The organism is Aquabacterium sp. T101, assembly GCF_057219775.1.
The window spans coordinates 816,153-840,664 of the sequence record NZ_JBXVVZ010000001.1 but is presented as its reverse complement, the minus strand read 5'-3'; the positions used below and the strand labels follow the sequence as shown (position 1 = coordinate 840,664).

Here is a 24,512-nt window from a genome sequence, read left to right as displayed (position 1 = left end):
AGGAGACACCGATGACCGATCCCGCCCCGACCCTGGCCGACTGGCAGAAGGCCGCCCGCAAGTCCGCCCCCGGCGGCGACGTGGACGCGCTGAACTGGACGACGCCCGAGGGGCTGGTGGTCAAGCCGCTCTACACCGCGGCCGACCTGCAGGGCCTGCCGCATGCCGACACGCTGCCGGGCTTCGCGCCCTTCGTGCGCGGCCCTCAGGCCACGATGTACGCGGTGCGGCCGTGGACGATCCGCCAGTACGCGGGCTTCTCCACCGCCGAGGCGTCGAACGACTTCTACCGCAAGGCGCTGGCCGCCGGCGCGCAGGGCGTGAGCGTGGCGTTCGACCTGGCCACGCACCGCGGCTACGACAGCGACCATCCGCGCGTCACCGGCGACGTCGGCAAGGCCGGCGTGGCCATCGACAGCGTCGAGGACATGAAGATCCTGTTCGACGGCATCCCGCTCGACAAGGTGAGCGTGAGCATGACCATGAATGGCGCCGTGCTGCCGGTGCTGGCCGGCTACGTGGTGGCCGCGGAGGAGCAGGGCGTCGCGCAGGACCAGCTCTCGGGGACGATCCAGAACGACATCCTCAAGGAGTTCATGGTCCGCAACACCTACATCTACCCGCCGGAGCCGAGCATGCGGGTGGTGGCGGACATCATCGAGTACACGGCGCGGAAGATGCCGAAGTTCAACTCGATCAGCATCTCCGGCTACCACATGCAGGAAGCCGGCGCGAACCAGGCGCTGGAACTGGCCTTCACGCTGGCCGACGGCAAGGAGTACGTGCGGACCGCCATCGCCAAGGGCCTGGACGTCGACGAGTTCGCCGGTCGCCTGTCGTTCTTCTGGGCGATCGGGATGAACTTCTATCTCGAGATCGCCAAGATGCGCGCCGCGCGCCTGCTGTGGTGCCGGATCATGCAGGGCTTCGGCGCGAAGAACCCGAAGAGCCTGATGCTGCGCACCCACTGCCAGACCTCGGGCTGGAGCCTCACCGAGCAGGACCCGTACAACAACGTCGTGCGCACCACGATCGAGGCCATGGCCGCGGTGTTCGGCGGCACGCAGAGCCTGCACACCAACAGCTTCGACGAGGCGATCGCGCTGCCCACCGAGTTCAGCGCCCGCATCGCGCGCAACACGCAGCTCATCATCCAGGAGGAAACCCACATCACCAGCGTGGTCGACCCCTGGGCCGGTAGCTACATGATGGAGCGGCTGACGCAGGAGATGGCCGACCAGGCCTGGGCGATCATCGAGGAGGTGGACGCGCAGGGCGGCATGACCCGCGCGGTGGACTCGGGCTGGGCCAAGCTCAAGATCGAGGCCAGCGCCGCGGCCAAGCAGGCGCGCATCGACTCCGGCGCCGACGTGATCGTGGGCGTCAACAAGTACCGCCTCGCCAAGGAGGACCCGATCGAGATCCTCGAGGTGGACAACCACATGGTGCGCGACAACCAGGTGGCCCGCCTGGCCGCGCTGCGCCAGGCGCGCGACGGCGCCCGCGTGCAGGCCGCGCTGGACGCGCTGACGCGTTGCGCCGAAACTGGGCAGGGCAACCTGCTCGACCTTGCCATCCAGGCGGTGCGCGTGCGCGCCACGGTGGGCGAGGTGAGCGACGCGCTGGAGAAGGTCTGGGGGCGCCACCGCGCCGACACGCAGAAGGTGACCGGGGTGTACGCAGCCGCATACGACAGTGCCGAGGGCTGGGACAAGCTCAAGGGCGAGATCGCCGCCTTCGCCGACGCGCAGGGCCGGCGCCCGCGCGTGATGATCGCAAAGCTGGGCCAGGACGGCCACGACCGCGGCGCCAAGGTGGTGGCCACCGCCTTCGCCGACCTCGGCTTCGACGTCGACATCGGCCCGCTGTTCCAGACCCCCGAGGAGTGCGCCCGCCAGGCGATCGAGAACGACGTGCACGCGGTGGGCGTGTCCACGCTGGCCGCCGGCCACAAGACCCTGGTGCCGGCCATCATCGCGGAGCTGAAGAAGCAGGGCGCCGACGACATCATCGTCTTCGTCGGCGGCGTCATTCCGCGCCAGGACTACGACTTCCTCTACGACGCCGGCGTCAAGGGCATCTACGGCCCGGGCACCCCGATCCCCGCCAGCGCCAAGGACGTGCTGGAGCAGATCCGCAAGGCGGTCGGCGCGTGAATCCGGCGCCGATGGCCGAGGCGCTGGCGCGCGGCGACCGCCGCGCGCTGGCCAAGGCCATCACGCTCGTCGAAAGCACCCGCGCCGACCACCGCGCGCAGGCCGACGCGCTGCTCGACGCGCTGATGCCGCGCACCGGCGGCGCGGTGCGGCTGGGCATCTCCGGCGTGCCGGGCGTGGGCAAGAGCACCTTCATCGAGACGCTCGGCCTGGCGCTGCTCGGCCGCGGCCACCGCGTGGCCGTGCTCGCGGTGGACCCGTCGTCGTCGGTGTCCGGCGGCTCGATCCTCGGCGACAAGACCCGCATGGAACGGCTGTCGGTGCAGCCGGCGGCGTTCATCCGGCCCAGCCCCACGTCCGGCGCGCTGGGCGGCGTGGCCGAACACACGCGCGAGGCGCTGCTGCTGTGCGAGGCCGCGGGCTTCGACGTGGTGATCGTCGAGACCGTGGGCGTGGGCCAGAGCGAGACCACCGTGGCCGGCATGACCGACCTGTTCCTGCTGCTGCAGCTGCCCAACGCCGGCGACGACCTGCAGGCCATCAAGCGCGGCGTGATGGAGCTGGCCGACCTGATCGTCATCAACAAGGCCGACATCGACGAGGCCGCCGCCACGCGCGCGCAGGCGCAGATCACCAGCGCGCTGCGCGTGTTCGGCTTTCACGGCCGCGGCGAGCACCATGCCGCGCCGGTGCTCAAGGCCAGCGCCACGCAGGGCCTGGGCATCGACGCCGTGTGGCAGGCGGTGCAGGACGAACTGCAGCGGCGCCGCGCCAGCGGCGCCTTCGACGCACGCCGCGCCGCGCAGCGCGAGGCCTGGCTGTGGGACATCGTCCACGCCCGCCTGGCCGACGACTTCCGGCGCCATGCCGCGGTGCGCGCCGCGCTGCCGCAGACGCTGGCCGACGTGGCCGCGTCGCTCAGCGCGCCCACCGTGGCCGCGCGCCGCCTGCTGGACCTGTTCGAGCGCGGCTGAACCCTTTACCGACACCCCCGACAACGACCCGAGACCGAGGACACACACACCATGCACGACATCATCGAGCAGCTGGAGAAGAAGCGCGCCGCGGCGCGGCTGGGCGGCGGCGACAAGCGCATCGCGGCGCAGCACGCGCGCGGCAAGCTCACCGCGCGCGAGCGCATCGAGCTGCTGCTCGACGAGGGCAGCTTCGAGGAATGGGACATGTTCGTCGAGCATCGCTGCGTCGACTTCGGCATGGACGACAACAAGGTGCCCGGCGACGGCGTGGTCACCGGCTACGGCATGATCAACGGCCGCCTGGTGTTCGTGTTCAGCCAGGACTTCACGGTCTTCGGCGGCGCGCTCTCCGAGTCGCATGCCGAGAAGATCTGCAAGATCATGGACCAGGCCATGAAGGTGGGCGCGCCGGTGATCGGCCTGAACGATTCCGGCGGCGCGCGCATCCAGGAAGGCGTGGCTTCGCTTGGCGGCTATGCCGAGGTGTTCCAGCGCAATGTGATGGCTTCCGGCGTGGTGCCGCAGATCAGCATGATCATGGGCCCGTGCGCGGGTGGTGCGGTGTATTCGCCGGCCATGACCGACTTCATCTTCATGGTGAAGGACAGCTCCTACATGTTCGTCACCGGCCCCGAGGTGGTGAAGACCGTGACCCACGAGGAGGTGAGTGCCGAGGAGCTGGGCGGCGCCGGCACGCACACCGGCCGCAGCGGCGTGGCCGACCGCGCGTTCGAGAACGACGTGGAGGCGCTGCTGATGCTGCGCCGCTTCTTCAACTACCTGCCGTCGAACAACCGCAGCGGCCCGCCGGTGCGCCCGAGCGCCGACCGCGCCGACCGCGTCGACCTGTCGCTCGACACCCTGGTGCCGGACAACCCGAACAAGCCTTACGACATGAAGGAGCTGATCCTCAAGGTGGTGGACGACGGCGACTTCTTCGAGCTGCAGCCCGACTACGCCAAGAACATCGTGATCGGCCTGGCGCGCATGGAAGGCCGTACCGTGGGCATCGTGGCCAACAACCCGCTGGTGCTGGCGGGATGCCTGGACATCAAGTCCAGCATCAAGGCGGCGCGCTTCGTGCGCTTCTGCGACGCGTTCAGCATCCCGCTGATCACCTTCGTGGACGTGCCCGGCTTCCTGCCCGGCACCACGCAGGAGTACGCCGGCATCATCAAGCACGGCGCCAAGCTGCTGTACGCCTATGCCGAGTGCACCGTGCCCAAGGTGACCGTGATCACGCGCAAGGCCTACGGCGGCGCCTACGTGGTGATGAGCTCCAAGCACCTGCGCGGCGACGTCAACTTCGCCTGGCCCAACGCCGAGGTGGCGGTGATGGGCGCCAAGGGGGCGGTGGAGATCATCTTCCGCGAGGACAAGGGCGACCCGGCCAAGCTGGCCGCGCGCGAGGCCGAGTACAAGGCCCGCTTCGCCAACCCCTTCGTGGCCGGCGCCCGAGGCTACATCGACGACGTGATCCAGCCGCACGAGACGCGCAAGCGCATCTGCCGCTCGCTGGCGATGCTGAAGGACAAGAAGATCGAAAACCCCTGGCGCAAGCACGGAAACATCCCGCTCTGAGCGCACACCACAAGGGGACGACACACATGTTCACCAAGATCCTGATTGCCAACCGCGGCGAGATCGCCTGCCGCGTCATCAAGACCGCGCGCCGCATGGGCATCGCCACCGTGGCGGTGTACTCCGACGCCGACCGCGACGCGCTGCACGTGTCGCTGGCCGACGAGGCGGTGCCGATCGGCCCCGCGCCCAGCCGCGAGAGCTACCTCGTGGCCGACCGCATCATCGAGGCCGCGAAGAAGACCGGTGCCCAGGCCATCCACCCCGGCTACGGCTTCCTGTCCGAGAACGAGGCCTTCGCGCGCCGGGTGGAAGAAGAGGGCCTCGTTTTCATCGGCCCCAAGCACTACAGCATCGCGGCCATGGGCGACAAGATCGCGTCCAAGAAGCTGGCCAAGGAAGCGCGCGTCAACACCATCCCGGGCTGGAACGACGCCATCGACACGCCCGAGCAGGCGGTGAAGATCGCGCGCGACATCGGCTACCCGGTGATGATCAAGGCCAGTGCCGGCGGGGGCGGCAAGGGCCTGCGCGTGGCGTTCAACGACAAGGAAGCGTCCGACGGCTTCGCGTCGTGCCGCAACGAGGCGCGCAACAGCTTCGGCGACGACCGTGTCTTCATCGAGAAGTTCGTCGAGCAGCCGCGGCACATCGAGATCCAGGTGCTGGGCGACGCGCACGGCAACACGGTGTACCTGCACGAGCGCGAGTGCAGCATCCAGCGCCGTCACCAGAAGGTGATCGAGGAGGCGCCGTCGCCCTTCATCAGCGAGGCCACGCGCAAGGCGATGGGCGAGCAGGCGGTGGCGCTGGCCAGGGCGGTGAAGTACCAGAGCGCCGGCACGGTGGAGTTCGTGGTCGGCGCCGACCAGAGCTTCTACTTCCTGGAGATGAACACCCGGCTGCAGGTGGAGCACCCGGTCACCGAGTGCATCACCGGGCTGGACCTGGTGGAACTGATGATCCGCGTGGCCGCCGGCGAGAAGCTGCCCTTCACGCAGGAGCAGGTGCCGCGCAAGGGCTGGGCGATCGAATGCCGCATCAACGCGGAGGACCCGTTCCGCGGCTTCCTGCCGTCCACTGGCCGGCTGGTGGCCTATCGCACCCCGGACGCCACGCTGCACGCGGCGCAGCCCATGCCCGGTGGCGGCGGCGTGCGCGTGGACACCGGCGTGTACGAGGGCGGCGAGATCCCGATGCACTACGACTCGATGATCGCCAAGCTGATCGTGCACGGCCACGACCGCGCCGACGCCATCGCGCGCATGCGCGACGCGCTCAACGCGTTCGTGATCCGCGGCATCGCGAGCAACGTGCCCTTCCAGGCGGCGCTGCTGGCGCACCCGGACTTCGCGGCCGGGCGCTTCAACACCGGCTTCATCGCCGAGCACTACCCCAAGGGCTTCTCGTCGGCCGACGTGGTGCACGACGACCCGCTGTTCCTGGTGGCGCTGGCCGCCTTCGTGCGGCGCAAGGCGCGCGAGCGGGCGATGAAGATCAACGGCCAGGTGGCCGGCCACGGCGCCACCAACCTGCCGGACCTGGTGGTGGTGGTGCTGCGGCCCGACGGCGCGCACGAGCACCATCCGGCGCACATCGACCAGTTCGACGCCACGGCCGGCCGCGCCGACGTGGTGCTGGGCGACCGGCACTTCGCGATCCAGAGCGACAGCAAGCTGGGCGAAGTGCTGATGACCGGCACCTGCAACGGCAAGCCCTTCACCGCGCAGGTGGAGCGCGGCGGCGCGAAGAACCCGCTGGCCATCCGCGTGTCGCATCACGGTACCACCGTCGACACGCTGGCGCTGTTGCCGCGGGCGGCCGAGCTGCTGCGCCTGATGCCGCACAAGGCGCCGCCGGACCTTTCGCGGTTTTTGCTGTCGCCGATGCCGGGCCTGCTGGTGGACGTGTCGGTGCAGCCGGGCCAGAAGGTCACGGCCGGCGAGAAGCTGGCCGTCATCGAGGCCATGAAGATGGAGAACATCCTCACCGCCGCGCAGGACGGCACGGTGAAGGAGGTGCTGGCGAAGAAGGGCGAGAGCCTGGCGGTGGACCAGGCCATCGTCAGCTTCGAGTGAACCGCATCGACCCCGGGAGCACAACGCCATGACGCAAGACGCGAAGCCCTTTCGCATCCTCGGCATCCAGCAGGTGGCCATCGGCGGGCCCGACAAGCAGCGCCTGAGGGCGCTTTGGGTGGACATGCTGGGGCTGCAGGTGAAGTCCACGTTCGTGAGCGAACGCGAGAACGTGGACGAGGACATCTGCGCCCTCGGCCACGGCTCCCACGCGGTGGAGGTGGACCTGATGCAGCCGCTGGACCCCGACAAAAAGCCCGCCGTGCACGCCACGCCGCTGAACCACGTGGGCCTGTGGGTGGACGACCTGCGCAAGGCCGTGGAATGGATGAGCGCGCACGGCGTGCGCTTCGCCCCCGGCGGCATCCGCCCCGGCGCGGCCGGTCACGACATCTGCTTCATCCACCCGAAGGGCAACGACGAGTTCCCGTTGGGTGGCGAGGGCGTGCTGATCGAGCTGGTGCAGGCGCCGCCGGAGGTTGTGCAGGCGTTGGGGCGCTAGCTTCGAATCTGCGAACCTTCAGCGGGTGCGCCAGATTGAGGGCAGGTTGATCGATCGCTTGCTAGGGATCCTGATCAAGGTCCCAGTCGCAGTTGGCACATCGTCGAGGTAGAGACGGGACACTGGGCAACAGGCCCTTGAGATCCTTGGAGACTCGACCATACGCCAAAGACACACCGCACTTCGGGCAGGCGAACGACGACAGGTACTGCCCACCAATGGCCACGCCGACAAGCATGGCAACGCCGAGCCAAGGCCAAACGTACAGTGTCGCCATGCCCAGACCAAACAGGACGAGTGCCACCAACCAGAACGCGCGTCGGAATCGTCGGAGAGTCGTCATGGTCACATGGGGCACACCAGACCGCCGATGTTCGAGGAGGGATTGATCTTGTCGCGTAGCCACCGGCCGATCGCGCCCCCAAGGTTGCCAAGGCCAACTGCACCCGTCTCCGCGTGAACTACTGACCTTCCCAACGTCGCCTCGCTACCTGCTGGCCGTTGAACCACACATGCTCCTGGTTGTCGCCGGGCCACACGCTGTCGTACTCGCCCAGCAGCCGGCCCTGCTCGTCGTGGAAGAACTGCCGGTTGCTTTCCACCGTCCAGGTGCTGTCGTCGACCCATGTGGACGACGTGGCGCTGACCGACTAGGCGCGCCAGGCGCTGTGCCGACACCGTCTTGAGCGCCGGCCTGGCCTTGCTGCCCGAGGCCTGCCGGGTTCACCGCAGATAGTTCACCTTCGCATACTCTCGAACCTTGGGCAAAGTACCAAAGCCAAAGAAGGAGAAGTCGAGACACGTTGCCGCCTTGGATCGGCCAACCACGATGGTCCCCGCTTCACTGACGATCATGAGACCGGCAACGTACTCGACCACGTCTCCTTCCTGGTACATGCCCTCATCTCCAGCGTAAGGCTCGATCATCCAAAGCAAGGCGATGCCTTGAGGCACCCCGGCAAAAGGCGTCTCTGCGGGTTCCTCTGTCATGACGCCCGACTTGTCGGCCGTAGATGCTGCAATGCAAGGCAAGTCCTGCAGCCGCAGCATCCTCGCCTCGTCGATAAACAGGTCCACGAAGTATCCGTCCCTGCATTGCACTCGCACCAAGGAGGTGGGGCGCCCGTACTCAGCGGACAGCTCTCCAAGTTGACATGGCCAGACCTTTACAACGTCGATCGCCCTTGTTAGAAGCTTCCGAAGTGCACTCAACTCTTCAGCCTGAGGAGAGATCAGAATCTTCATGGTGCGCACATCCCTGCCTTTAGCCAGTGCTCTGTGATCATTGATCCGCCGGATGGATGGGCATCAACTCTGACAGACCCGTCCGCATTGAATCGGATGTTGCTTCGCCCACCGCCAACCAGGTTCCCGGATATACCTTGTGCACCGCCTGGTGTAGTGAATGACTTCATTGACCCTGGGTCCGTAATCTGTGCAAATCTAGTTACGGGGTTGCCGATGCCGTCTGCATTGATAGAACCACCAGAACTGGCCCTTGCTCCGACGGTGCCGAACGGCACTGTCTGCGGGCCGCCACCTCCCCACTGCGCCCCGGCCGGGGCGGTGAATCTCGCAGGGAGAGGTGCTCTCGCGCCGCCCGCACCTCCCCCAATCAGCCTCTCGTCGTAGTTCGGCGCAAGGCCAGCCGGATCCGTCGCGTTGAGCGGGCTGCCGTCGACGTACGTATACCGCGCCAGTCCCCCCGCCAACCCAATTGGATCAGACTGCGTATACCGCCCCGTCACCGGATCGTAGTACCGATGCCAGTTGTAGTGCAGGCCGGTCCACAGGTCGAAGTATTGACCCGCAAACCGCAGGTGGTAGTCGAAGCCGCCGGTGAAGGTCGTGGGGTAGGTGCTGCCAAAGGGCTCGCTGTCCCAGCGCCACACCTGCGCGCCAGTGCTGCCGCGCGTGATGCTGCGCGGCGTGCCCAGGTGGTCGGCGTGCACGTGGTAGACGATGCCGCCGCGCACCACCGCCACCGGCTGGCCGTTGAACCACACATGCTCCTGGTTGTCGCCGGGCCACACGCTGTCGTACTCGCCCAGCAGCCGGCCCTGCTCGTCGTGGAAGAACAGCCGGTTGCTCTCCACCGTCCAGGTGCTGTCGTCGACCCATGTGGACGACGTGGCGCTGACCGACTGGGCCGCCAGGCTCTGCGGTGATACCGTCTTTGGCGCGGCCCTGACATTGCTGCCCGAAGCCCGAAGCGCACCGCCGCCCCACTCAGGAATGTAGTAGCGCACGACCTTGTTCACCCGCTGGCCGAGGGCGTTGTAGCTAAAGCTCAGCGAGCGGTTCATCATGGCGCCCAGCTGCTGCATGCGGATCAGCCGGCGGTGGTTGTCGTACCAGCTGGCATAGCCGCTGACGGCCTCGTTTGTCGGGCTGCCGCCGGCGTCATACGTGTAGCTGCGTTGGCCGGTCACGCTGGTCAGCCTGTTGCTGTTGGGCGCGTAAGCGTAGGTTCGTGTCGATCCGCTCACGTTCTCGGTTCGGCGGTTCCCGTTGCCATCCCAGGTCCAGCTGCGGTTCCCGGCCGGTCCGGTGTAGCTTGTGACCTGGCCCAGCTCGTCGTAGCCATAAGTGGAGGTGACTGCGCCCTCTGCGTGGCTGGCCACGCGCCCGACGGCATCGTAGCTGTAGGTGCGCGTTACGGGTCCCAGGGTGACGCTCGTCACGCGGCCGTCGTTGTCGAAGCCGCGGGTGTAGGTGCTGTTGTTGCTCCAGCGCCAACTGCTTGCCGTCTGGGTGAATGGACGGTACGCGATGGTGTTCAACAGCGTGGAGCCGTTGATGGCCAGCGAGGCGACGGCTCCGTTGCTGTAGGCAATGTCGACGTACATGCCCGAGGGATAGGTCATGCGCGACGGCCGACCCAGCGAGTCGCGCGTCACCGTCAATGTGCGTGACACCCCGTTGGTCACCTGTGTCTTGGTCAGCATGCGGCCGGCGCTGTCGTAGGTCCAGCTCGTGCTGCCGGTGGAGTCCGTGACCTGCGACAGCAGCGGCTCAGCGCGATGCGGAACGTAGGTGTAGGTCTGGGCCAGCCACGTGCCCGCGCCGATGGAGGTGAGTCGACCCATGGCATCGTGCGCCCGTGCGTTGAGGCCCCCCACGGCGTTCGTGTGCGACGTGATGTCGTCGGCGTTGTTGCGGGCCACCGTCTGCGCACCGGGATCGTTGCCGACTTCCGACACGACCCGGTTGAAGTGGTCGTGTCCGTAGCCGGTGGCCACGCCGTTGTGGTCGGTGGTGCTGGTGTGGCGGTTCAACCCGTCGAAGGCACTCGTGGACGTGGTCGTCGCGGGCCCGCCCAGGTTGCGCATGGCGGTGGTGTTGGGTTGGGTGCGCGCGATGACGCGGCCCAGCAGATCGGGCGTTCGCGTGAAGCTCTGACCCGCCGGGTTCGTGATGCCGCGTGGGCGGCCATCGGCGCCATAGAGCATCTGCGTCGCGTGGTTTCGCGAGTCGACCACCGCCTTGACACGACCGAGCGTGTCGAGTTGGCGCGTGGACGCCCTCACGAGCGCCCCGCCGGCACTGTAGGTGTGCTCACCCACCACCGCGCCGGCTCCGTCGCGCGAGATCATGGTGGTCTCGGAGCGATGGTTGCCAATGGCCGCAAGCAAGCCGGCCGTCGTGTAGGACCTGTTGGACCAGCTGCCGTCAGGGCGTGTCTGGCGCGTCACCCGGCCGGCAGCGTCGTACTGGATCGCCGTCACGCGGCCGGCCACCGTGCGCGCGGTCGGTCTGCCTCGGGTGTCGTAGGTCAGGTCCACGACCAGTCCGTTGGGTCTCGTGATGCGTTGCGGCAGGCCCATCGCGTTGAAGTTGGACGCGGTGCTGATGCGCCCCTGTGGGTCGGTCACGGTGGTTCTGCGTCCGGCCCCGTCGTAGCCGTACGTCCAGGTGGACCCGCGAGCGTCGGTTTTCGAGTGCAGCAGGTTCTGTGCGTTGTAGACGCGCTGCGCGAGAACGCGTGTCGCTCCGTTGGCTGTCTGGCTGACCTGCGTCACCCGCCCCATCGCATCGAGGGTCGTGTTCGTCGTCACGCCGTTCGCCACGATCTGCGTGCGCTTGCGCCACACGGGATGCCACGACATCGTGGCCGTGGTCTGCTGTGATGTGCCTTGCGCGCGAGTCACCGACACCGGGAGCCCCCGGGTGTCGTAGGCGGCGGTGGAGACTTCCCCTGTGGGCAGCGTGGTCGATACCGGGTTGCCGCTGCCATCGAGCGACACCGAGGTCTGCAACGCCGGGCTGTCCGGCGTCGCGGGCACCGCCAGGTTTGTTACCCGCTTGCTGCCGCCGACGGTTGCAAATGTGCGGACGACCTGCTTGCCTCGAACATCGGTCGTGGTGGCCTGGTTTCCGGCGTACGACACCGTCACCGGGTCGACCCCGCTACCCTTGTTCGATGCAACCGGCCGCCCCCCGGAGTCGTAGCCGACCTGCAGTACGCGTCTGCCGGACTCATCGATCACGCCGGTCAGATGGAACGGCAGGCCTGCGTCCTCGTAGAGGAAGCTGCGCTGGCTGAGATCGGGCATCCGGGCAGAAGTCAGACGGTGGCCCGCGTCGTAGGTGTAGACGAGGTTGGTACCACCCGGCAGTGACACCGTACTGACGCGCGAGGCACCGTCGTAGCCGACGACCAGGCTGCGGCCGAACGGGTCTGTCACGGAAGCCAGCCGCGATGCCGCGTCGTACTGCAGCGTGACGACCACACCACCATCGCTCTGGCTCAGCAGGCGACCCGCGGCGCTGTAGATCTCGACCTGATCCTGCGTGTTGACGTACTGCCACTGCCCACTCGGCAGGCGAGTCAACGCACCTGCGGGTGGATAGCTGGCGTCGGACCACACCTGGCTGGTGCCGTTCCACCAGAAGGACAGCTTGGTGCCGTTGGCACGATGCAGGAAGACGTTGCCGGCATTCAGCATCTCCACGCTCTTGTCCCAGTTGCTGCGCCAGCCTGCACCCATCGGGATGGTGACTTGGGCATTCAAGGTCGCGGTGTTGCTGTTGTAGGTGCGCCCCCATCGCAGGGCCGCCACGGCCGCATGCTCGTAGTCCAGTTCGATGACACGCTTGTTGAGCCAGTCGAGGTCCATGGCGGCGACCACGGTGTACTCCTGCGTGGGATGGACCGCGAACCACTCGGTGAGCTGGGCGCCCAGCGCCGGGCGTACGGGTCCCCACTCGGTGTTGCGCGGGCCCCAGGGGTCGACCTGTCGAAACCAGTTGCTCGAAGGGTCGCCGGCGTCACCCGTGCGCACGCTCTGTACGAGTTCACTGTCGGACGACGCCGGCATGTGCTGCTCATAGAAGGCGGTTTCGTCCGGGCTGAGGTCGTCTGATTCGTCGCCGTACTCCTGGTTGAACGAGGCAGGATCCGATGACCATGCCGCCACTGGGGTCGAAGGGACGGAGCAATCCTGAGCAATCGCCGCAGGAGACCAGAAGCCAAGCGGTGACACCGCGAGTGTCACACTGAGCCAAGTAGCCATAGCGCGTTTTGCCAGGCTAAGCAGTCGACGACCGGTTTCAGTCTGCTCCACTGTCCTCTCCTCCTTTTGGGCCAGAGCAGGCTATGGGCAGCTTGCCGTAGGGTCAACTCGTCAAGCTTGACGATGTGGCTAACGCTGATTCACTCAGGAACTCTGCTGGGTACTCAGGCAGGCCCGTGTCCTTGGCCCCGCCGATACGTCAGCAGCCGCCCCCGATACCCGGCCCTGCCGGGCCTCTCGTCCCGGTCCAGCCGCTCCTCCTCGCGCGTGAAACCGGCGCTCGCCATCTCGCGGTGGAACGCGCTGCGGTTGCCGCGGTCGGGGTCCACGATCCACACGGTGGCGTCGGGCAGGGCGTGGTGGGCGATGAAGGCGGCGAGGCCGCCGCGGCTGTCGCGCTCGTACAGCAGGTCGCTGCCCACGATCAGGTCGAAGCGGCCGCGCACGATGCTGCCGCTGCGCCGGCCCTGGCGTGCCGGCTCGCGCGCCGGTACGTTCCACTGGCCGTGGCGGTAGCTCATCGGCGTCAGGCCATTGAGGCGCAGGTTGGCGCGCAGGAAGCCCGCGGCCAGCGGGTGGCAGTCGCTGGCGGTCATGTGGGCGCCGCGGCGGTGCGCCACCAGGCTGGGCAGCGCGAGGCCGCAGCCGATCTCCAGGATGCGCTCGGTGGCACTCACCGGCCGCTGCGCCAGGCGCTCGGCCAGGGCCAGGCCGCTGGGCCAGGCCAGGCCGAACAGCGGCCACGCGGCCGACGAGATGCCCAGCCGGGCGGCGTGGTCGTGCGGGTCGTGGAACTGCTGGCGGTCGGCCAGCGCGCGGATCAGCAGGTCGGGCACGCCGTCGATGGCGATGCGGGTGCGGTGGGTGTGATAGCCGGTCATCGGAGCGAGCGCCTCGCAGGGGGCAAAGGGCCACGCTCGTGGCCGAGTATGCGCCTGCGCGCCTTGCGGGTATGGCGGCGCCGCTAGAGTGCGCGCGTTGCCACCATCCCTTCGCGGAGCCTTCGCATGAGCATGCAGACCCTTCTGGACCAGTTGCTCAAGTCCGGCATGGAGCGCTACGACACCGCCCGCCAGTCGGGCGACCTGGGCAAGTACGCCACCGGCGCGGCCGCGGGCGGGGCGCTGGCGCTGCTGCTGGGCAGCAAGCGCGGGCGCAGCCTCGGCGGCAAGGCGCTCAAGATCGGCACCGTGGCCGCGCTCGGCACGCTGGCCTGGAAGGCCTACAGCGACTGGCAGGCGCGCCAGCAGGCCGCCGCGCCGCAGCCCGCGGCCGGCGCGCCGCAGGGGCAGGGCGCCGGCACGGTGCCGGGCTTCGCCGCGCTGCCCGCGCCGCAGCTGGAGGACCATTCCCGCGCCATGCTCAAGGCGATGATCGCCGCGGCCAAGTCCGACGGGCACCTGGACGATCGCGAGCGCGCCGCGCTCGAAGGCGAGCTGCAGCGCCTGGAGGCCGACCCCGCCGTGCGCGGCTGGGTCGACGCCGAACTGCGCCGCCCGGTGGAGCCGGCCGACGTGGCCGCGGCCAGCACCAGCCCGCAGATGGCCGCCGAGATGTACCTCGCCAGCGTGCTGGTGGTGGACGACACCACCACGATGGAGCGCGCCTACCTGGACGAGCTGGCGCGCCAGCTCCGACTGCCGGCCGAGCTGAAGGCCGACCTGGAGGCCAAGGCGCGCAGCGCCGGCTGATCGGGCGGTCGCCGCGCGTCAGCGCGGGAGCTCGCGGTAGTAGTAGGTGGTGCTGCACGGCTGCCCGTCGGGCAGCAGTGCGTAGCCGGGGATGTCGCCGCAGCGCTGCCATCCCAGGCGCTCGTACAGCCGGCGCGCGTCGTCGCTGGCGGTGTCCAGCACCAGCAGGGTGCGGCCGTGGCGCTGCGCCGCGGCCTCCGCAGCGCGCATCAGCAGCGCGCCCAGGCCGCGGCGGCGGGCGCGGCGGTGCACCAGCATCTTGGACACGTCGGCGCGGTGCGGCTGGTTCTCCGGCTGGTCCAGCACCACCTGCACCGTGCCGGCCAGCCCGTGCTCGTCGTCCACCGTCAGCAGCAGCCGCTCGCCGCGCGCCACGCCGTCGCCCACGCCGCGCCAGAACGCGAGCGCACGCGCTGGGGGCAGCGGGTGCATGAAGCTGACCGACGCGCCGCCTTCCACGCAGTCGATCAGCAGCGTGGCCAGGGCCTGGGCGAGCGTGTCGTCCACCTGCGTCACGAGTCGGGCGGCGGCGGGGTGGGCGGCGGATGGAGGCAGGTGCATGGCAGCGTTGATCACCGTGGGGCTGCCGACGGCGTGGTGGCGATCACCACCACGTACCGCGCCGTCGTGCGGCCGGGGTTGTGGAAGCTGGTGGGCCGGTCCAGCCGGTGGGCCAGGCAGTCGCCGGCGGCGAGGCGGTGCGTGTCGTCCCCCACGGTCACCTCGATCGTGCCGGCCTGCACCCACACCTGCTGGTGCATCGCCGGCTCGCGCGCGGCGGTGTCATAGGCCACGCGCGCACGCGGCGGGAACGACACCTCCACGATGCGCAGCGGCGAGTCGCCGGCGGGGGACACGTTGCGCCGCACGTAGCCCGAGTGCGGGTCGCGCCACACCGGCTGGTCGGCCGCGCGTGCCACCGGGCTGGCGGCGGCGCCGGGTGCGTCGAAAAGCGACGCCAGCGGCACGCCCAGGCCGGTGGCCAGGCGCTCCAGCACCACCGCCGTGGGGCTGGCCTCGCCGCGCTCGATGAGCGAGATCATCGATCGGCTCACGCCGCACTGGCGGGCCAGCGCGTCCAGCGACAGGCCCCGCCCGGCCCGCAGGTCGCGCACGCGCCGGGCGATGCGGTCGTTGACGTCGGAGGCAGCCGTCTCGGGCGGTGGCGGTTGTTCTCTCATGCTGGAGAAAGTGTCCAGCATATTGGACAATGCCGTCAACCCCTGCCGCTGGCTCCGGCGGCCGCGTCGCGCAGGGCGTCGGCCAGCAGGCGCACCGCGGCGGGCGCGCTGCCGTCGCCGCGCAGGCACACCACGAAGCGGCGCTCGGCCCAGGCGTCGGTCAGCGGCACCATCGCCAGCGACTCGGACGCCGAGTGCATCTGCACCGCCTCGCGCGGCAGGATCGCCGGGCCCAGGCCCGCAGCCACGATGCGCGCGGCGGCGTCCATGCTGGACACCTGGATGCGGTTGACGAGCTGGCGCCCCATGCGGGCGGCCTCGCGCTGCAGCAGCCGGTCCATCATGCCGCCCGGCGCCACGGCCACCACCACGTGGTCCAGCGCGTCGGCGAACGACACGCGCCTGCGTCGCGCCAGCGGGTGGCCCAGCGGCGCGGCCAGGCACAGCCGGTCGCTGCGGTACGGCAGGCTCGCCAGTCCACCCAGGTCCGACAGGTCCCACAGCACGCCCAGGTCGGCGGCGCCCTCGCGCACGCCCTTCACGATGTCCGGGCTGACGCGCTCGTCCAGGCTCACGCTCACCTGCGGGTGGCGCTGGAGAAAGGCGCCGATGTCGTCGGCCAGGTCCTCGGCCAGGATCGACGGCGCGGCCAGCACGCGCACGCTGCCCTGCTTGCCGGCGGCAAAGTCGGACAGCTCGGCGTGCATGCGCGCCATGGTGGAAAGCACGTCGCGCGCCTGGCGCAGCAACGCCTGCCCGGCCGCCGTGGGCTCGATGCCGCGCCGACCGCGCACCAGCAGCGGCGCGCCGACCGCGGCCTCGATGGCGGCGATGCGCTTGCTCACGGCCGACGCCACGATGGCCTCGCGCTCGGCGGCGCGTGCGATGTTGCGTTCCTCGCAGACGGCGATGAACAGGCGCAGCGTCACGGGGTCGAAGGTCTTGTGTTCTGCCATGCCAAACGGGAACGGTGGTGGTTCCGAAATACCGTGGATGATGCCGCAAGGCATGGCTACAGTGCGGCGATGACTGCCCCGACGCCCCGACCGCACCCGCCCGTCACCGTGCGCGAGGTGGGCCTGCGCGACGGCCTGCAGATCCTGGCCCGCGTGGTGCCGACGGCGCACAAGCTGGCATGGCTGCGCGCCGCGCACGACGCCGGCCTGCGCGAGATCGAGGTGGGCTCGTTCGTGCCGGCGCGCCTCATGCCGCAGCTGGCCGACACGGCCGAGCTGGTGGCGTTTGCCAACACGCTGCCGGGCTGCCGGCCGTCGGTGCTGGTGCCCAACCTGAAGGGCGCCGAGCGCGCGCTGGACGCGGGCGCGCACGCGATGCTGCTGCCGCTGTCGGCCAGCCATGCGCACAGCCTGGCCAACCTGAAGCGCACGCCCGACGACGTGGTGGCCGACCTGCACCGCATCGTCGACCTGCGCGATGCGCGCGGCTCCGGGTGCCTGGTGGAGGTGGGCCTGTCCACCGCCTTCGGCTGCACGATCCAGGGCCGGGTGGAGCCGGCCGAGGTGCTGCGCCTGGTGCGTGCCGCGCTGGACGCCGGCGTGGACCGCATCGGCCTGGCCGACACCGTGGGCTACGCCGACCCGCTGCAGGTGAAGACGCTGTTCGAGCAATGCCTCGACGTCGCGGGCGAGCGCCTGTCGTGCGGCCACTTCCACGACACGCGCGGCCTGGGCTGCGCCAACGTGTTCGCCGCCTGGCAGGCCGGCGTGCGGCGCTTCGACGCCTGCACCGGCGGCCTCGGCGGCTGCCCGCACGCGCCGGGCGCCAGCGGCAACGTGGCCACCGAGGACGTGGCGTATCTCTTCGCCAGCATGGGCGTGCCCACCGGCCTGGACTTCGCGCGCCTGATGGCGCTGCGCGCGCAGGTGGCGCAGTGGCTCGACGGCGAGCCGCTGCACGGCGCCATCTGGCGTGCCGGCCTGCCGAAGACAATCGCCGCATGAACGCTCCCGACACGACCGCGCGGCCACTGCCGCAACCCCTGGCCGGCCTGAAGGTGGTGGAGTTCACCCACATGGTGATGGGCCCCACCTGCGGCATGGTGCTGGCCGACCTGGGCGCTGACGTGGTGAAGGTGGAGCCGATCGAAGGCGACCGCACGCGCACGCTGCTCGGTGCCGGCGCCGGCTTCTTCCCGATGTTCAACCGCAACAAGAAGAGCATCCGGATCGACCTGCACCACCCGGACGGCGCGGCGGCGGCGCGGCGCCTGTGTGGCGCGGCCGACGTGGTGGCGGAGAACTTCAAGCCCGGCACGATGGTGAAGTACGGGCTGGACCATGCGTCGCTGTCGGCCGCCAACCCGCGCCTGATCTACGCCAGCCTGAAGGGCTTCCTGCCCGGGCCCTACGACCACCGCACCGCGCTCGACGAGGTGGTGCAGATGATGGGCGGGCTGGCCTACATGACCGGCCGCCCGGGCGACCCGCTGCGCGCCGGCTCGTCGGTCAACGACATCATGGGCGGCATGTTCGGCGCCATCGCGATCCTGGGGGCGCTGATCCAGCGCGGCATCACCGGGCGCGGCATGGAGGTGCAGTCGGCGCTGTACGAGAACAACATTTTCCTCGTCGGGCAGCACATGCTGCAGTACGCGATCACCGGCCAGCCGGCCGCGCCGATGCCCGCGCGCATCAGCCCCTGGGCCATCTACGACGTGTTCACCGTGAAGGACGGCGGGCAGATCTTCCTGGCCGCGGTGAGCGACGCGCAGTGGCTGGTGTTCTGCGACACGCTGGGCTTTGCCGACTTGAAGGCGGACCCGGCGCTGCGCCTGAACAACGACCGCGTGCGCGCGCGGCCGACGCTGCTGCCGGAGATCACGCGCCGGCTGCAGGCCCACACCGCCGACGAGCTGGCGCGGAGGTTCGAGGACGCGGGCCTGCCCTTCGCGCCGATCATGAAGCCCGAGCAGCTGCTCGACGACCCGCACCTGCTGGCCACCGGTGGCCTGGCCGACATCCGCCTGACCGACGGCGCGCGCGCGGGCCAGACGGTGAAGACCACGCTGTTCCCGTTCACGCTCGACGGGCAGCGCCCGGGCGTGCGCCACAACCCGCCGCGCGCCGGCGAGCACACGCGCGAAGTGCTGCGCGGCGTGGGCCTCACGGACGCCGAGGTGGACGCGCTGATCGAATCCAGGGCGGTGGCGTAGGACCACCCCCGTCAACCCAGGAGACCTGCCATGACCCTTGCCCTGCACCCTGCCCGCCGCCTGCTCGTCGCCGGGGCCGCCGCACTGCTCGCGCTGCCCGCTCTGGCGCAGGTGGGCGACAAGTCCGTGCGCTTCATCCTGCCCAACGCCACCGGCTCGGGCGTGGACGCGATCACCCGCGCCGCGCAGCCGGCGCTGGCCAAGGCGCTGGGCTTCCCGGTGGTGGTGGACAACCAGCCCGGCGCCGGCGGCATCGTCGGCCTGCAGGCGCTGGCCAAGGCGGCGCCGGACGGCATGACGCTGTCGGTGGTGTCGAACAACGTGGTCATCTTCCCGAGCGTCTACAAGACGATCCCGTTCGACATGCCGGGCGACTTCACGCCGATCGCGGTGGTGGGCGCCACGCCGATCGTGCTGGTGGTCAATCCGAACAAGGTGGCGGCCAAGGACCACAAGGAGTTCGCCGCGCTGCTCAAGAGCCGGCCGGACCAGTTCAACTTCGGCTCCGGCGGCAACGGCACCATCCTGCACCTGACCGGCGAGCAGTACGTGGACGAGATCGGTGCCAAGGCGCGGCACATCCCGTACAAGGGCGTGGGCCCGATGGTCACCGACCTGATCGGCGGCCAGATCGACTTCGCGACGCTGGCGCTGCCGAGCGTGCAGCAGCACATCAAGACCGGCGCGCTGCGTGCCATCGGCATGGGCGGTGCGCAGCGCTCGCCCGCCGCCCCGGAGATCCCGACCATCGCGGAGCAGGGCCTGCCCAGCTACGTGGTCGAGGCCTGGTTCGGCGTGCTCGGTCCCAAGGGCATGAGCGCCGCCGACGTGAAGCGGGTGCACGACGCGGTGGTGGCGGCCTTTGCCGACCCGGCCGTCAAGGAGACGATGGCCCGGCAGGGCAACACCATCTCGGTCAGCACGACGGAGTTCGCCCAGCAGTATTTCCGCAGCGAGAAGGACAAGTACGCCAAGCTGGTGAAGAAGGCCGGCATCGAGTTGCAGTAGGACACGCGGCCGGTCGGCCCGGCCGCCGGTTTGCAGGACAATCGACCCCGACATGAATCCCGCACGCACCCTCTACGACAAGCTCTGGGACGAGCACGCCGTCCACACCGAGGACGACGGCACGACCGTCCTCTACATCGACCGGCACCTGGTGCACGAGGTGACCAGCCCGCAGGCCTTCGAGGGCCTGCGCCTGGCCGACCGCAAGCCCTGGCGCACCAGCTCCATCGTCGCCACGGCCGACCACAACACGCCCACCGAGCACTGGGAGCAGGGCTACGACGGCATCACCGACCCGGTGAGCAAGCAGCAGATCGTCACGCTGGACGCCAACATCAAGGCCTTCGGCGCGGCGGCGTACTTCCCGTTCCTGGACAAGCGCCAGGGCATCGTGCACGTGATCGGCCCGGAGCAGGGCGCCACGCTGCCGGGCATGACGGTCGTGTGCGGCGACAGCCACACCAGCACCCACGGCGCCTTCGGCGCGCTGGCGCACGGCATCGGCACCAGCGAGGTCGAGCACGTGCTGGCCACCCAGACGCTGCTGGCCAAGAAGGCGAAGAACATGCTGGTGCGCGTGGAAGGCGCACTGCCGCGCGGCTGCACCGCCAAGGACATCGTGCTGGCGATCATCGGCCGCATCGGCACCGCCGGCGGCACCGGCTACACCATCGAGTTCGGCGGCGCGGCGATCCGCGCGCTGTCGATGGAAGGCCGCATGACGGTGTGCAACATGGCCATCGAGGCCGGGGCGCGCGCCGGCCTGGTGGCGGTGGACGACAAGACCATCGAGTACGTGCGCGGCCGGCCCTTCGCCCCCAGCGGCCCCGAGTTCGATCTGGCGGCGGCCTACTGGCGCACGCTGCGCTCCGACGACGGCGCCACCTTTGATCGCGTGGTGGAGATCGACGCGTCGCAGCTCGCGCCGCAGGTCACCTGGGGCACGTCGCCCGAGATGGTGGTGTCGGTGGCCGACCGCGTGCCCGACCCCGAAAAGGAGAAGGACCCGGGCCGCCGCGGCGCCATCGAGCGCGCGCTAACCTACATGGGCCTGGAACCCAACCGCGCCATCGAGGACATCCGCCTCGACAAGGTGTTCATCGGCTCGTGCACCAACAGCCGCATCGAGGACCTTCGCGAGGCCGCGGCCGTGGTGCGCCGCCTGGGCCGCCGCGTCGCGTCCAACGTGCGCGTGGCGATGGTGGTGCCGGGCTCGGGCCTGGTGAAGGCCCAGGCCGAGCGCGAGGGCCTGCACGAGGTGTTCAAGGCGGCGGGCTTCCAGTGGCGCGAGCCCGGCTGCTCGATGTGCCTGGCGATGAACGCCGACCGGCTGGAGCCCGGCGAACGCTGCGCCTCCACCAGCAACCGCAATTTCGAAGGCCGCCAGGGCGCCGGCGGCCGCACCCACCTGGTGAGCCCGGCCATGGCGGCCGCCGCCGCCATCGAGGGGCATTTCGTCGACGTGCGCCGCATTGCCTAGTCAAGGAGTGGAAGCGATGAAGAAGCTGTTTGCCATCGTGCTCGTGGCCCTGTTCGCCACTGGCTGCAACACGATCGAGGGCATGGGCAAGGACATTTCCAAGGCCGGCGACAAGATCGAAGAAGCCGCCAAGAAGAAGTAGGGTAGGGACCTTGAAGCCGTTCACCGTTCACAAGGGGCTCGTGGCCCCGATGGATCGCGCCAACGTCGACACCGACGCGATCATCCCGAAGCAGTTCCTGAAGTCGATCCAGCGCTCGGGCTTCGGCCCCAACCTGTTCGACGAGTGGCGCTACCTGGACCCGGGCGAGCCCGGGAAGGACCCAGCCTCGCGCAAGCCCAACCCGGACTTCGTGCTCAACCAGCCGCGCTACCAGGGCGCGTCGGTGCTGCTGGCGCGCGAGAACTTCGGCTGCGGCTCCAGCCGCGAGCACGCGCCGTGGGCCATCGAGCAGTACGGCTTCCGCGCACTGATCGCTCCGAGCTACGCCGACATCTTCTTCAACAACTGCTTCAAGAACGGCCTGCTGCCGATCGTGCTGCCTGCGCCGCTGGTGGACCGGCTGTTCGACGAGGTGGCGGCCTTTGCCGGGTATTCGCTCATCGTCGACCTGCCGCGGCAGGTGATCGTCAAGCCCGACGGTACCGAGATCCCCTTCGACGTGCAGCCCTTCCGCAAGCAGTGCCTCGTCAACGGCTGGGACGACATCGGCCTGACGCTGCGCCACGCCGACAAGATCCGCGCCTTCGAGGCCGAGCGCCTGGCGCGTCGCCCGTGGCTGGCGCGCGTTCCCCTCTGAAAGACTCCCCATGAAGATCGCAGTCCTGCCGGGCGACGGCATCGGCACCGAAATCGTTGCGCAGGCCGTGCGCGTGCTGCACGCGCTGGACCTGAAGTTCGAGATGGAGACCGCCCTGGTGGGCGGCGCCGCCTACGAGGCGCACGGCCATCCGCTGCCGGAGTCCACGCTGGCGCTGGCCCAGGCCGCCGACGCGGTGCTGTTTGGCGCCGTGGGCGACTGGAAGTACGACAAGCTCGAGCGCGCGCTGCGCCCGGAGCAGGCCATCCTCGGCCTGCGCAAGAACCTCGGGCTGTTCGCCAACTTCCGCCCGGCGCTGTGCTACGAGCAGCTCACCCATGCGTCGAGCCTCAAGCCCGAACTGGTGGCGGGGCTGGACATCCTGATCATCCGCGAGCTGACCGGCGACATCTACTTCGGCCAGCCGCGCGGCCGCCGCAAGGCGGTGGACGGGCACTTCCCCGGCGCCGAGGAGGCGTTCGACACGATGCGCTATTCGCGCCCCGAGATCGAGCGCATCGCCCACGTGGCCTTCCAGGCGGCGCGCCGGCGCCAGCGCAAGGTGACCAGCGTGGACAAGGCCAACGTGCTGGAGACCTTCCAGTTCTGGAAGGACGTGGTGACCGAGGTGCATGCCCAGTACCCCGACGTGGAACTGGAGCACATGTACGTGGACAACGCGGCCATGCAGCTGGTGCGCGCGCCGAAGAAGTTCGACGTGGTCGTCACCGGCAACATGTTCGGCGACATCCTGTCGGACGAGGCGGCCATGCTCACCGGCTCGATCGGCATGCTGCCGTCGGCGTCGTTGGACGCCAACAACAAGGGCCTGTACGAGCCCAGCCACGGCAGCGCGCCGGACATCGCCGGTAAGGATCTTGCAAACCCGCTGGCTACAATCCTGTCCGCTGCCATGATGCTTCGCTTCTCCCTCGACCAGCCCGCCGCCGCCGACCGCATCGAGTCGGCGGTGCAGTCCGTGCTGTCCGCAGGGCTGCGCACCGCGGACATCTGGAGCGAAGGCACGCGCAAGGTGGGCACCACGGCGATGGGCGACGCCGTCGTCGCCGCGATCACCGGCAAAACCATTACCAAGAGCTAGCGGCTCTCGGATCGTCTCGCCCCTTCCTCCTGGACCCCGGCGACGCGAGCCGGGAACCACAAGGGGTACGGGACAAAGGACGACTCAAATGGCACTCGTAGGACTGGTCGGCTGGCGCGGCATGGTGGGTTCCGTGCTGATGGACCGCATGCGCGCCGAGGGCGACTTCGCGCTCATCGAGCCGGTGTTCTTCTCCACCTCCAATGCGGGCGGCGCCGCCCCCGCGATGGCGAAGAACGAGACCAAGCTGCAGGACGCCGGCGACATCGACGCGCTGCGCCGCTGCGACATCATCATCACCTGCCAGGGCGGCGACTACACCACCGAGGTGTTCCCGAAGCTGCGCGCCGCCGGCTGGAAGGGCCACTGGATCGACGCCGCGTCCACGCTGCGGATGAAGGACGACGCGGTCATCGTGCTCGACCCGGTGAACCTGCCGGTGATCCAGGACGCGCTGGCCCGCGGCGGCCGCAACTGGATCGGCGGCAACTGCACCGTGAGCTGCATGCTGATGGGCGTGGGCGCGCTCTACAAGGCCGGCCTGGTCGAGTGGATGAGCACCATGACCTACCAGGCGGCCTCCGGCGGCGGTGCGCAGCACATGCGCGAGCTGCTCACGCAGTTCGGCACGCTCAACCACGAGGTGCGCGACCTGCTGGCCGACCCGATGAGCGCCATCCTCGACATCGACCGCCGCGTCATCGACAAGCAGCGCGCGCTCGACGACGCCGAGAAGGCCAACTTCGGCGTGCCGCTGGGCGGCTCGCTGATCCCCTGGATCGACAAGGACCTCGGCAACGGCGTCAGCCGCGAGGAGTGGAAGGGCGGCGCCGAGACCAACAAGATCCTCGGCCACGCCAAGGCGATCCCGGTGGACGGTTTCTGCGTGCGCATCGGCGCGATGCGCTGCCACAGCCAGGCGCTGACCTTCAAGCTGAAGAAGGACGTGCCGCTGGCCGACGTCGAGGCGATGATCGCCGCCGACAACGAGTGGGTGAAGGTGGTGCCCAACACCCGCGAGGCCACAATGTCGGGCCTGACCCCGGTGGCGGTGACCGGCACGCTGTCCATCCCCGTGGGCCGCCTGCGCAAGATGGCGATGGGCCCGGAGTACCTGGGTGCCTTCACCATCGGCGACCAGCTGCTGTGGGGGGCGGCGGAACCGCTGCGCCGGATGCTGCGCATCCTGCTGCAGCACTGAGGCCGAAAACGCCACGTTGCCGAGTGACAACAACTTCACGCGCCGCGTCGATTCGTAACACCACGCC

Annotated in this window: 21 protein-coding genes; 15 read left to right on the top strand and 6 right to left on the bottom strand. The window is 69.4% G+C overall.

What is annotated here, in order from left to right:
• The first annotated feature begins 11 nt into the window (after nucleotides 1-11).
• From scpA to AC2EAQ_RS03835, 6 genes are all read left to right on the top strand, one after another.
• Complete coding sequence (gene scpA / locus AC2EAQ_RS03860) at nucleotides 12-2,156, top strand: methylmalonyl-CoA mutase (RefSeq protein ID WP_484640438.1); 2,145 nt, start codon at nucleotides 12-14, stop codon at nucleotides 2,154-2,156.
• Between the two features lie 11 nt (nucleotides 2,157-2,167).
• A complete protein-coding gene (gene meaB, locus AC2EAQ_RS03855; RefSeq protein WP_484641147.1) occupies nucleotides 2,168-3,130 on the top strand; it encodes a methylmalonyl Co-A mutase-associated GTPase MeaB in 963 nt (320 codons plus the stop codon).
• Nucleotides 3,131-3,181: 51 nt separating this feature from the next.
• Nucleotides 3,182-4,714 (top strand): acyl-CoA carboxylase subunit beta, encoded by a 1,533-nt coding sequence (locus AC2EAQ_RS03850; protein ID WP_484640436.1) that lies wholly within the window; start codon nucleotides 3,182-3,184, stop codon nucleotides 4,712-4,714.
• Nucleotides 4,715-4,740: 26 nt separating this feature from the next.
• Nucleotides 4,741-6,792 (top strand): acetyl-CoA carboxylase biotin carboxylase subunit, encoded by a 2,052-nt coding sequence (locus tag AC2EAQ_RS03845; protein WP_484640434.1) that lies wholly within the window; start codon nucleotides 4,741-4,743, stop codon nucleotides 6,790-6,792.
• Between the two features lie 28 nt (nucleotides 6,793-6,820).
• Nucleotides 6,821-7,294: a VOC family protein gene (locus AC2EAQ_RS03840; protein WP_484640433.1), complete on the top strand. Its 474-nt coding sequence runs from the start codon at nucleotides 6,821-6,823 to the stop codon at nucleotides 7,292-7,294.
• A gap of 522 nt (nucleotides 7,295-7,816) precedes the next feature.
• Nucleotides 7,817-7,948: a hypothetical protein gene (locus AC2EAQ_RS03835; protein ID WP_484640432.1), complete on the top strand. Its 132-nt coding sequence runs from the start codon at nucleotides 7,817-7,819 to the stop codon at nucleotides 7,946-7,948.
• Nucleotides 7,949-8,017: 69 nt separating this feature from the next.
• Here AC2EAQ_RS03835 and AC2EAQ_RS03830 read toward each other — a convergent pair whose 3' ends face one another.
• The 3 genes from AC2EAQ_RS03830 to AC2EAQ_RS03820 all read right to left on the bottom strand — a co-directional run bounded on the left by AC2EAQ_RS03830 (nucleotide 8,018) and on the right by AC2EAQ_RS03820 (nucleotide 13,691).
• Nucleotides 8,018-8,539 (bottom strand): hypothetical protein, encoded by a 522-nt coding sequence (locus AC2EAQ_RS03830; RefSeq protein WP_484640431.1) that lies wholly within the window; start codon nucleotides 8,537-8,539, stop codon nucleotides 8,018-8,020.
• Nucleotides 8,536-12,792, bottom strand: coding sequence for an RHS repeat-associated core domain-containing protein (locus AC2EAQ_RS03825; protein WP_484640430.1), 4,257 nt, complete (start codon nucleotides 12,790-12,792; stop codon nucleotides 8,536-8,538). Before AC2EAQ_RS03825 ends, AC2EAQ_RS03830 begins: the two co-directional genes overlap by 4 nt.
• A 182-nt stretch (nucleotides 12,793-12,974) precedes the next feature.
• Nucleotides 12,975-13,691 (bottom strand): class I SAM-dependent methyltransferase, encoded by a 717-nt coding sequence (locus AC2EAQ_RS03820; protein WP_484640429.1) that lies wholly within the window; start codon nucleotides 13,689-13,691, stop codon nucleotides 12,975-12,977.
• Nucleotides 13,692-13,817: 126 nt separating this feature from the next.
• Here AC2EAQ_RS03820 and AC2EAQ_RS03815 point away from each other — a divergent pair, with 126 nt between their 5' ends.
• Nucleotides 13,818-14,501, top strand: a complete 684-nt coding sequence (locus AC2EAQ_RS03815) for a tellurite resistance TerB family protein (protein WP_484640428.1) — start codon at nucleotides 13,818-13,820, stop codon at nucleotides 14,499-14,501.
• 18 nt (nucleotides 14,502-14,519) lie between these two features.
• On the opposite strand, the gene AC2EAQ_RS03810 is transcribed toward AC2EAQ_RS03815, so the two are convergent.
• From AC2EAQ_RS03810 to AC2EAQ_RS03800, 3 genes are read right to left on the bottom strand one after another with little or no spacing between them, the layout of a single operon-like run.
• On the bottom strand, nucleotides 14,520-15,062 hold the full coding sequence (locus tag AC2EAQ_RS03810) for a GNAT family N-acetyltransferase (protein WP_484640427.1): 543 nt from the start codon (nucleotides 15,060-15,062) through the stop codon (nucleotides 14,520-14,522).
• 11 nt (nucleotides 15,063-15,073) lie between these two features.
• A complete protein-coding gene (locus AC2EAQ_RS03805) occupies nucleotides 15,074-15,682 on the bottom strand; it encodes a helix-turn-helix domain-containing protein (protein WP_484640426.1) in 609 nt (202 codons plus the stop codon).
• A 35-nt stretch (nucleotides 15,683-15,717) separates the two neighbouring features.
• Complete coding sequence (locus tag AC2EAQ_RS03800; RefSeq protein ID WP_484640425.1) at nucleotides 15,718-16,638, bottom strand: LysR family transcriptional regulator; 921 nt, start codon at nucleotides 16,636-16,638, stop codon at nucleotides 15,718-15,720.
• A 69-nt stretch (nucleotides 16,639-16,707) separates the two neighbouring features.
• Here AC2EAQ_RS03800 and AC2EAQ_RS03795 point away from each other — a divergent pair, with 69 nt between their 5' ends.
• The 8 genes from AC2EAQ_RS03795 (at nucleotide 16,708) to asd (ending at nucleotide 24,445) form a co-directional block, all read left to right on the top strand.
• Nucleotides 16,708-17,643 carry a hydroxymethylglutaryl-CoA lyase gene (locus AC2EAQ_RS03795; protein ID WP_484640424.1) on the top strand — a complete coding sequence of 312 codons (936 nt, stop codon included), beginning with the start codon at nucleotides 16,708-16,710 and terminating at the stop codon, nucleotides 17,641-17,643.
• Nucleotides 17,640-18,854 carry a CaiB/BaiF CoA transferase family protein gene (locus AC2EAQ_RS03790; RefSeq protein WP_484640423.1) on the top strand — a complete coding sequence of 405 codons (1,215 nt, stop codon included), beginning with the start codon at nucleotides 17,640-17,642 and terminating at the stop codon, nucleotides 18,852-18,854. Before AC2EAQ_RS03795 ends, AC2EAQ_RS03790 begins: the two co-directional genes overlap by 4 nt.
• Before the next feature lie 30 nt (nucleotides 18,855-18,884).
• Nucleotides 18,885-19,862: a Bug family tripartite tricarboxylate transporter substrate binding protein gene (locus AC2EAQ_RS03785; protein WP_484640422.1), complete on the top strand. Its 978-nt coding sequence runs from the start codon at nucleotides 18,885-18,887 to the stop codon at nucleotides 19,860-19,862.
• Nucleotides 19,863-19,914: 52 nt separating this feature from the next.
• Nucleotides 19,915-21,342 (top strand): 3-isopropylmalate dehydratase large subunit, encoded by a 1,428-nt coding sequence (gene leuC / locus AC2EAQ_RS03780; RefSeq protein ID WP_484640420.1) that lies wholly within the window; start codon nucleotides 19,915-19,917, stop codon nucleotides 21,340-21,342.
• 16 nt (nucleotides 21,343-21,358) lie between these two features.
• On the top strand, nucleotides 21,359-21,484 hold the full coding sequence (locus tag AC2EAQ_RS03775) for an entericidin A/B family lipoprotein (protein ID WP_484640419.1): 126 nt from the start codon (nucleotides 21,359-21,361) through the stop codon (nucleotides 21,482-21,484).
• 10 nt (nucleotides 21,485-21,494) lie between these two features.
• Nucleotides 21,495-22,142, top strand: a complete 648-nt coding sequence (gene leuD / locus AC2EAQ_RS03770) for a 3-isopropylmalate dehydratase small subunit (RefSeq protein ID WP_484640418.1) — start codon at nucleotides 21,495-21,497, stop codon at nucleotides 22,140-22,142.
• 10 nt (nucleotides 22,143-22,152) lie between these two features.
• Nucleotides 22,153-23,244: a 3-isopropylmalate dehydrogenase gene (gene leuB, locus AC2EAQ_RS03765; RefSeq protein WP_484640416.1), complete on the top strand. Its 1,092-nt coding sequence runs from the start codon at nucleotides 22,153-22,155 to the stop codon at nucleotides 23,242-23,244.
• 88 nt (nucleotides 23,245-23,332) lie between these two features.
• On the top strand, nucleotides 23,333-24,445 hold the full coding sequence (gene asd, locus AC2EAQ_RS03760; RefSeq protein ID WP_484640415.1) for an aspartate-semialdehyde dehydrogenase: 1,113 nt from the start codon (nucleotides 23,333-23,335) through the stop codon (nucleotides 24,443-24,445).
• Nucleotides 24,446-24,512: the final 67 nt, after the last annotated feature.

Excerpts from the sequence above, each read along its gene's own strand:
- scpA (WP_484640438.1), top strand. The coding sequence starts at position 12 with ATGACCGATCCCGCCCCGACCCTGGCCGACTGGCAGAAGGCCGCCCGC.
- meaB (WP_484641147.1), top strand. The coding sequence starts at position 2,168 with ATGGCCGAGGCGCTGGCGCGCGGCGACCGCCGCGCGCTGGCCAAGGCC.
- AC2EAQ_RS03850 (WP_484640436.1), top strand. The coding sequence starts at position 3,182 with ATGCACGACATCATCGAGCAGCTGGAGAAGAAGCGCGCCGCGGCGCGG.
- AC2EAQ_RS03845 (WP_484640434.1), top strand. The coding sequence starts at position 4,741 with ATGTTCACCAAGATCCTGATTGCCAACCGCGGCGAGATCGCCTGCCGC.
- AC2EAQ_RS03840 (WP_484640433.1), top strand. The coding sequence starts at position 6,821 with ATGACGCAAGACGCGAAGCCCTTTCGCATCCTCGGCATCCAGCAGGTG.
- AC2EAQ_RS03830 (WP_484640431.1), bottom strand. The coding sequence starts at position 8,539 with ATGAAGATTCTGATCTCTCCTCAGGCTGAAGAGTTGAGTGCACTTCGG.
- AC2EAQ_RS03820 (WP_484640429.1), bottom strand. The coding sequence starts at position 13,691 with ATGACCGGCTATCACACCCACCGCACCCGCATCGCCATCGACGGCGTG.
- AC2EAQ_RS03815 (WP_484640428.1), top strand. The coding sequence starts at position 13,818 with ATGAGCATGCAGACCCTTCTGGACCAGTTGCTCAAGTCCGGCATGGAG.
- AC2EAQ_RS03810 (WP_484640427.1), bottom strand. The coding sequence starts at position 15,062 with ATGCACCTGCCTCCATCCGCCGCCCACCCCGCCGCCGCCCGACTCGTG.
- AC2EAQ_RS03805 (WP_484640426.1), bottom strand. The coding sequence starts at position 15,682 with ATGAGAGAACAACCGCCACCGCCCGAGACGGCTGCCTCCGACGTCAAC.
- AC2EAQ_RS03800 (WP_484640425.1), bottom strand. The coding sequence starts at position 16,638 with ATGGCAGAACACAAGACCTTCGACCCCGTGACGCTGCGCCTGTTCATC.
- AC2EAQ_RS03795 (WP_484640424.1), top strand. The coding sequence starts at position 16,708 with ATGACTGCCCCGACGCCCCGACCGCACCCGCCCGTCACCGTGCGCGAG.
- AC2EAQ_RS03790 (WP_484640423.1), top strand. The coding sequence starts at position 17,640 with ATGAACGCTCCCGACACGACCGCGCGGCCACTGCCGCAACCCCTGGCC.
- AC2EAQ_RS03785 (WP_484640422.1), top strand. The coding sequence starts at position 18,885 with ATGACCCTTGCCCTGCACCCTGCCCGCCGCCTGCTCGTCGCCGGGGCC.
- leuC (WP_484640420.1), top strand. The coding sequence starts at position 19,915 with ATGAATCCCGCACGCACCCTCTACGACAAGCTCTGGGACGAGCACGCC.
- AC2EAQ_RS03775 (WP_484640419.1), top strand. The coding sequence starts at position 21,359 with ATGAAGAAGCTGTTTGCCATCGTGCTCGTGGCCCTGTTCGCCACTGGC.
- leuB (WP_484640416.1), top strand. The coding sequence starts at position 22,153 with ATGAAGATCGCAGTCCTGCCGGGCGACGGCATCGGCACCGAAATCGTT.
- asd (WP_484640415.1), top strand. The coding sequence starts at position 23,333 with ATGGCACTCGTAGGACTGGTCGGCTGGCGCGGCATGGTGGGTTCCGTG.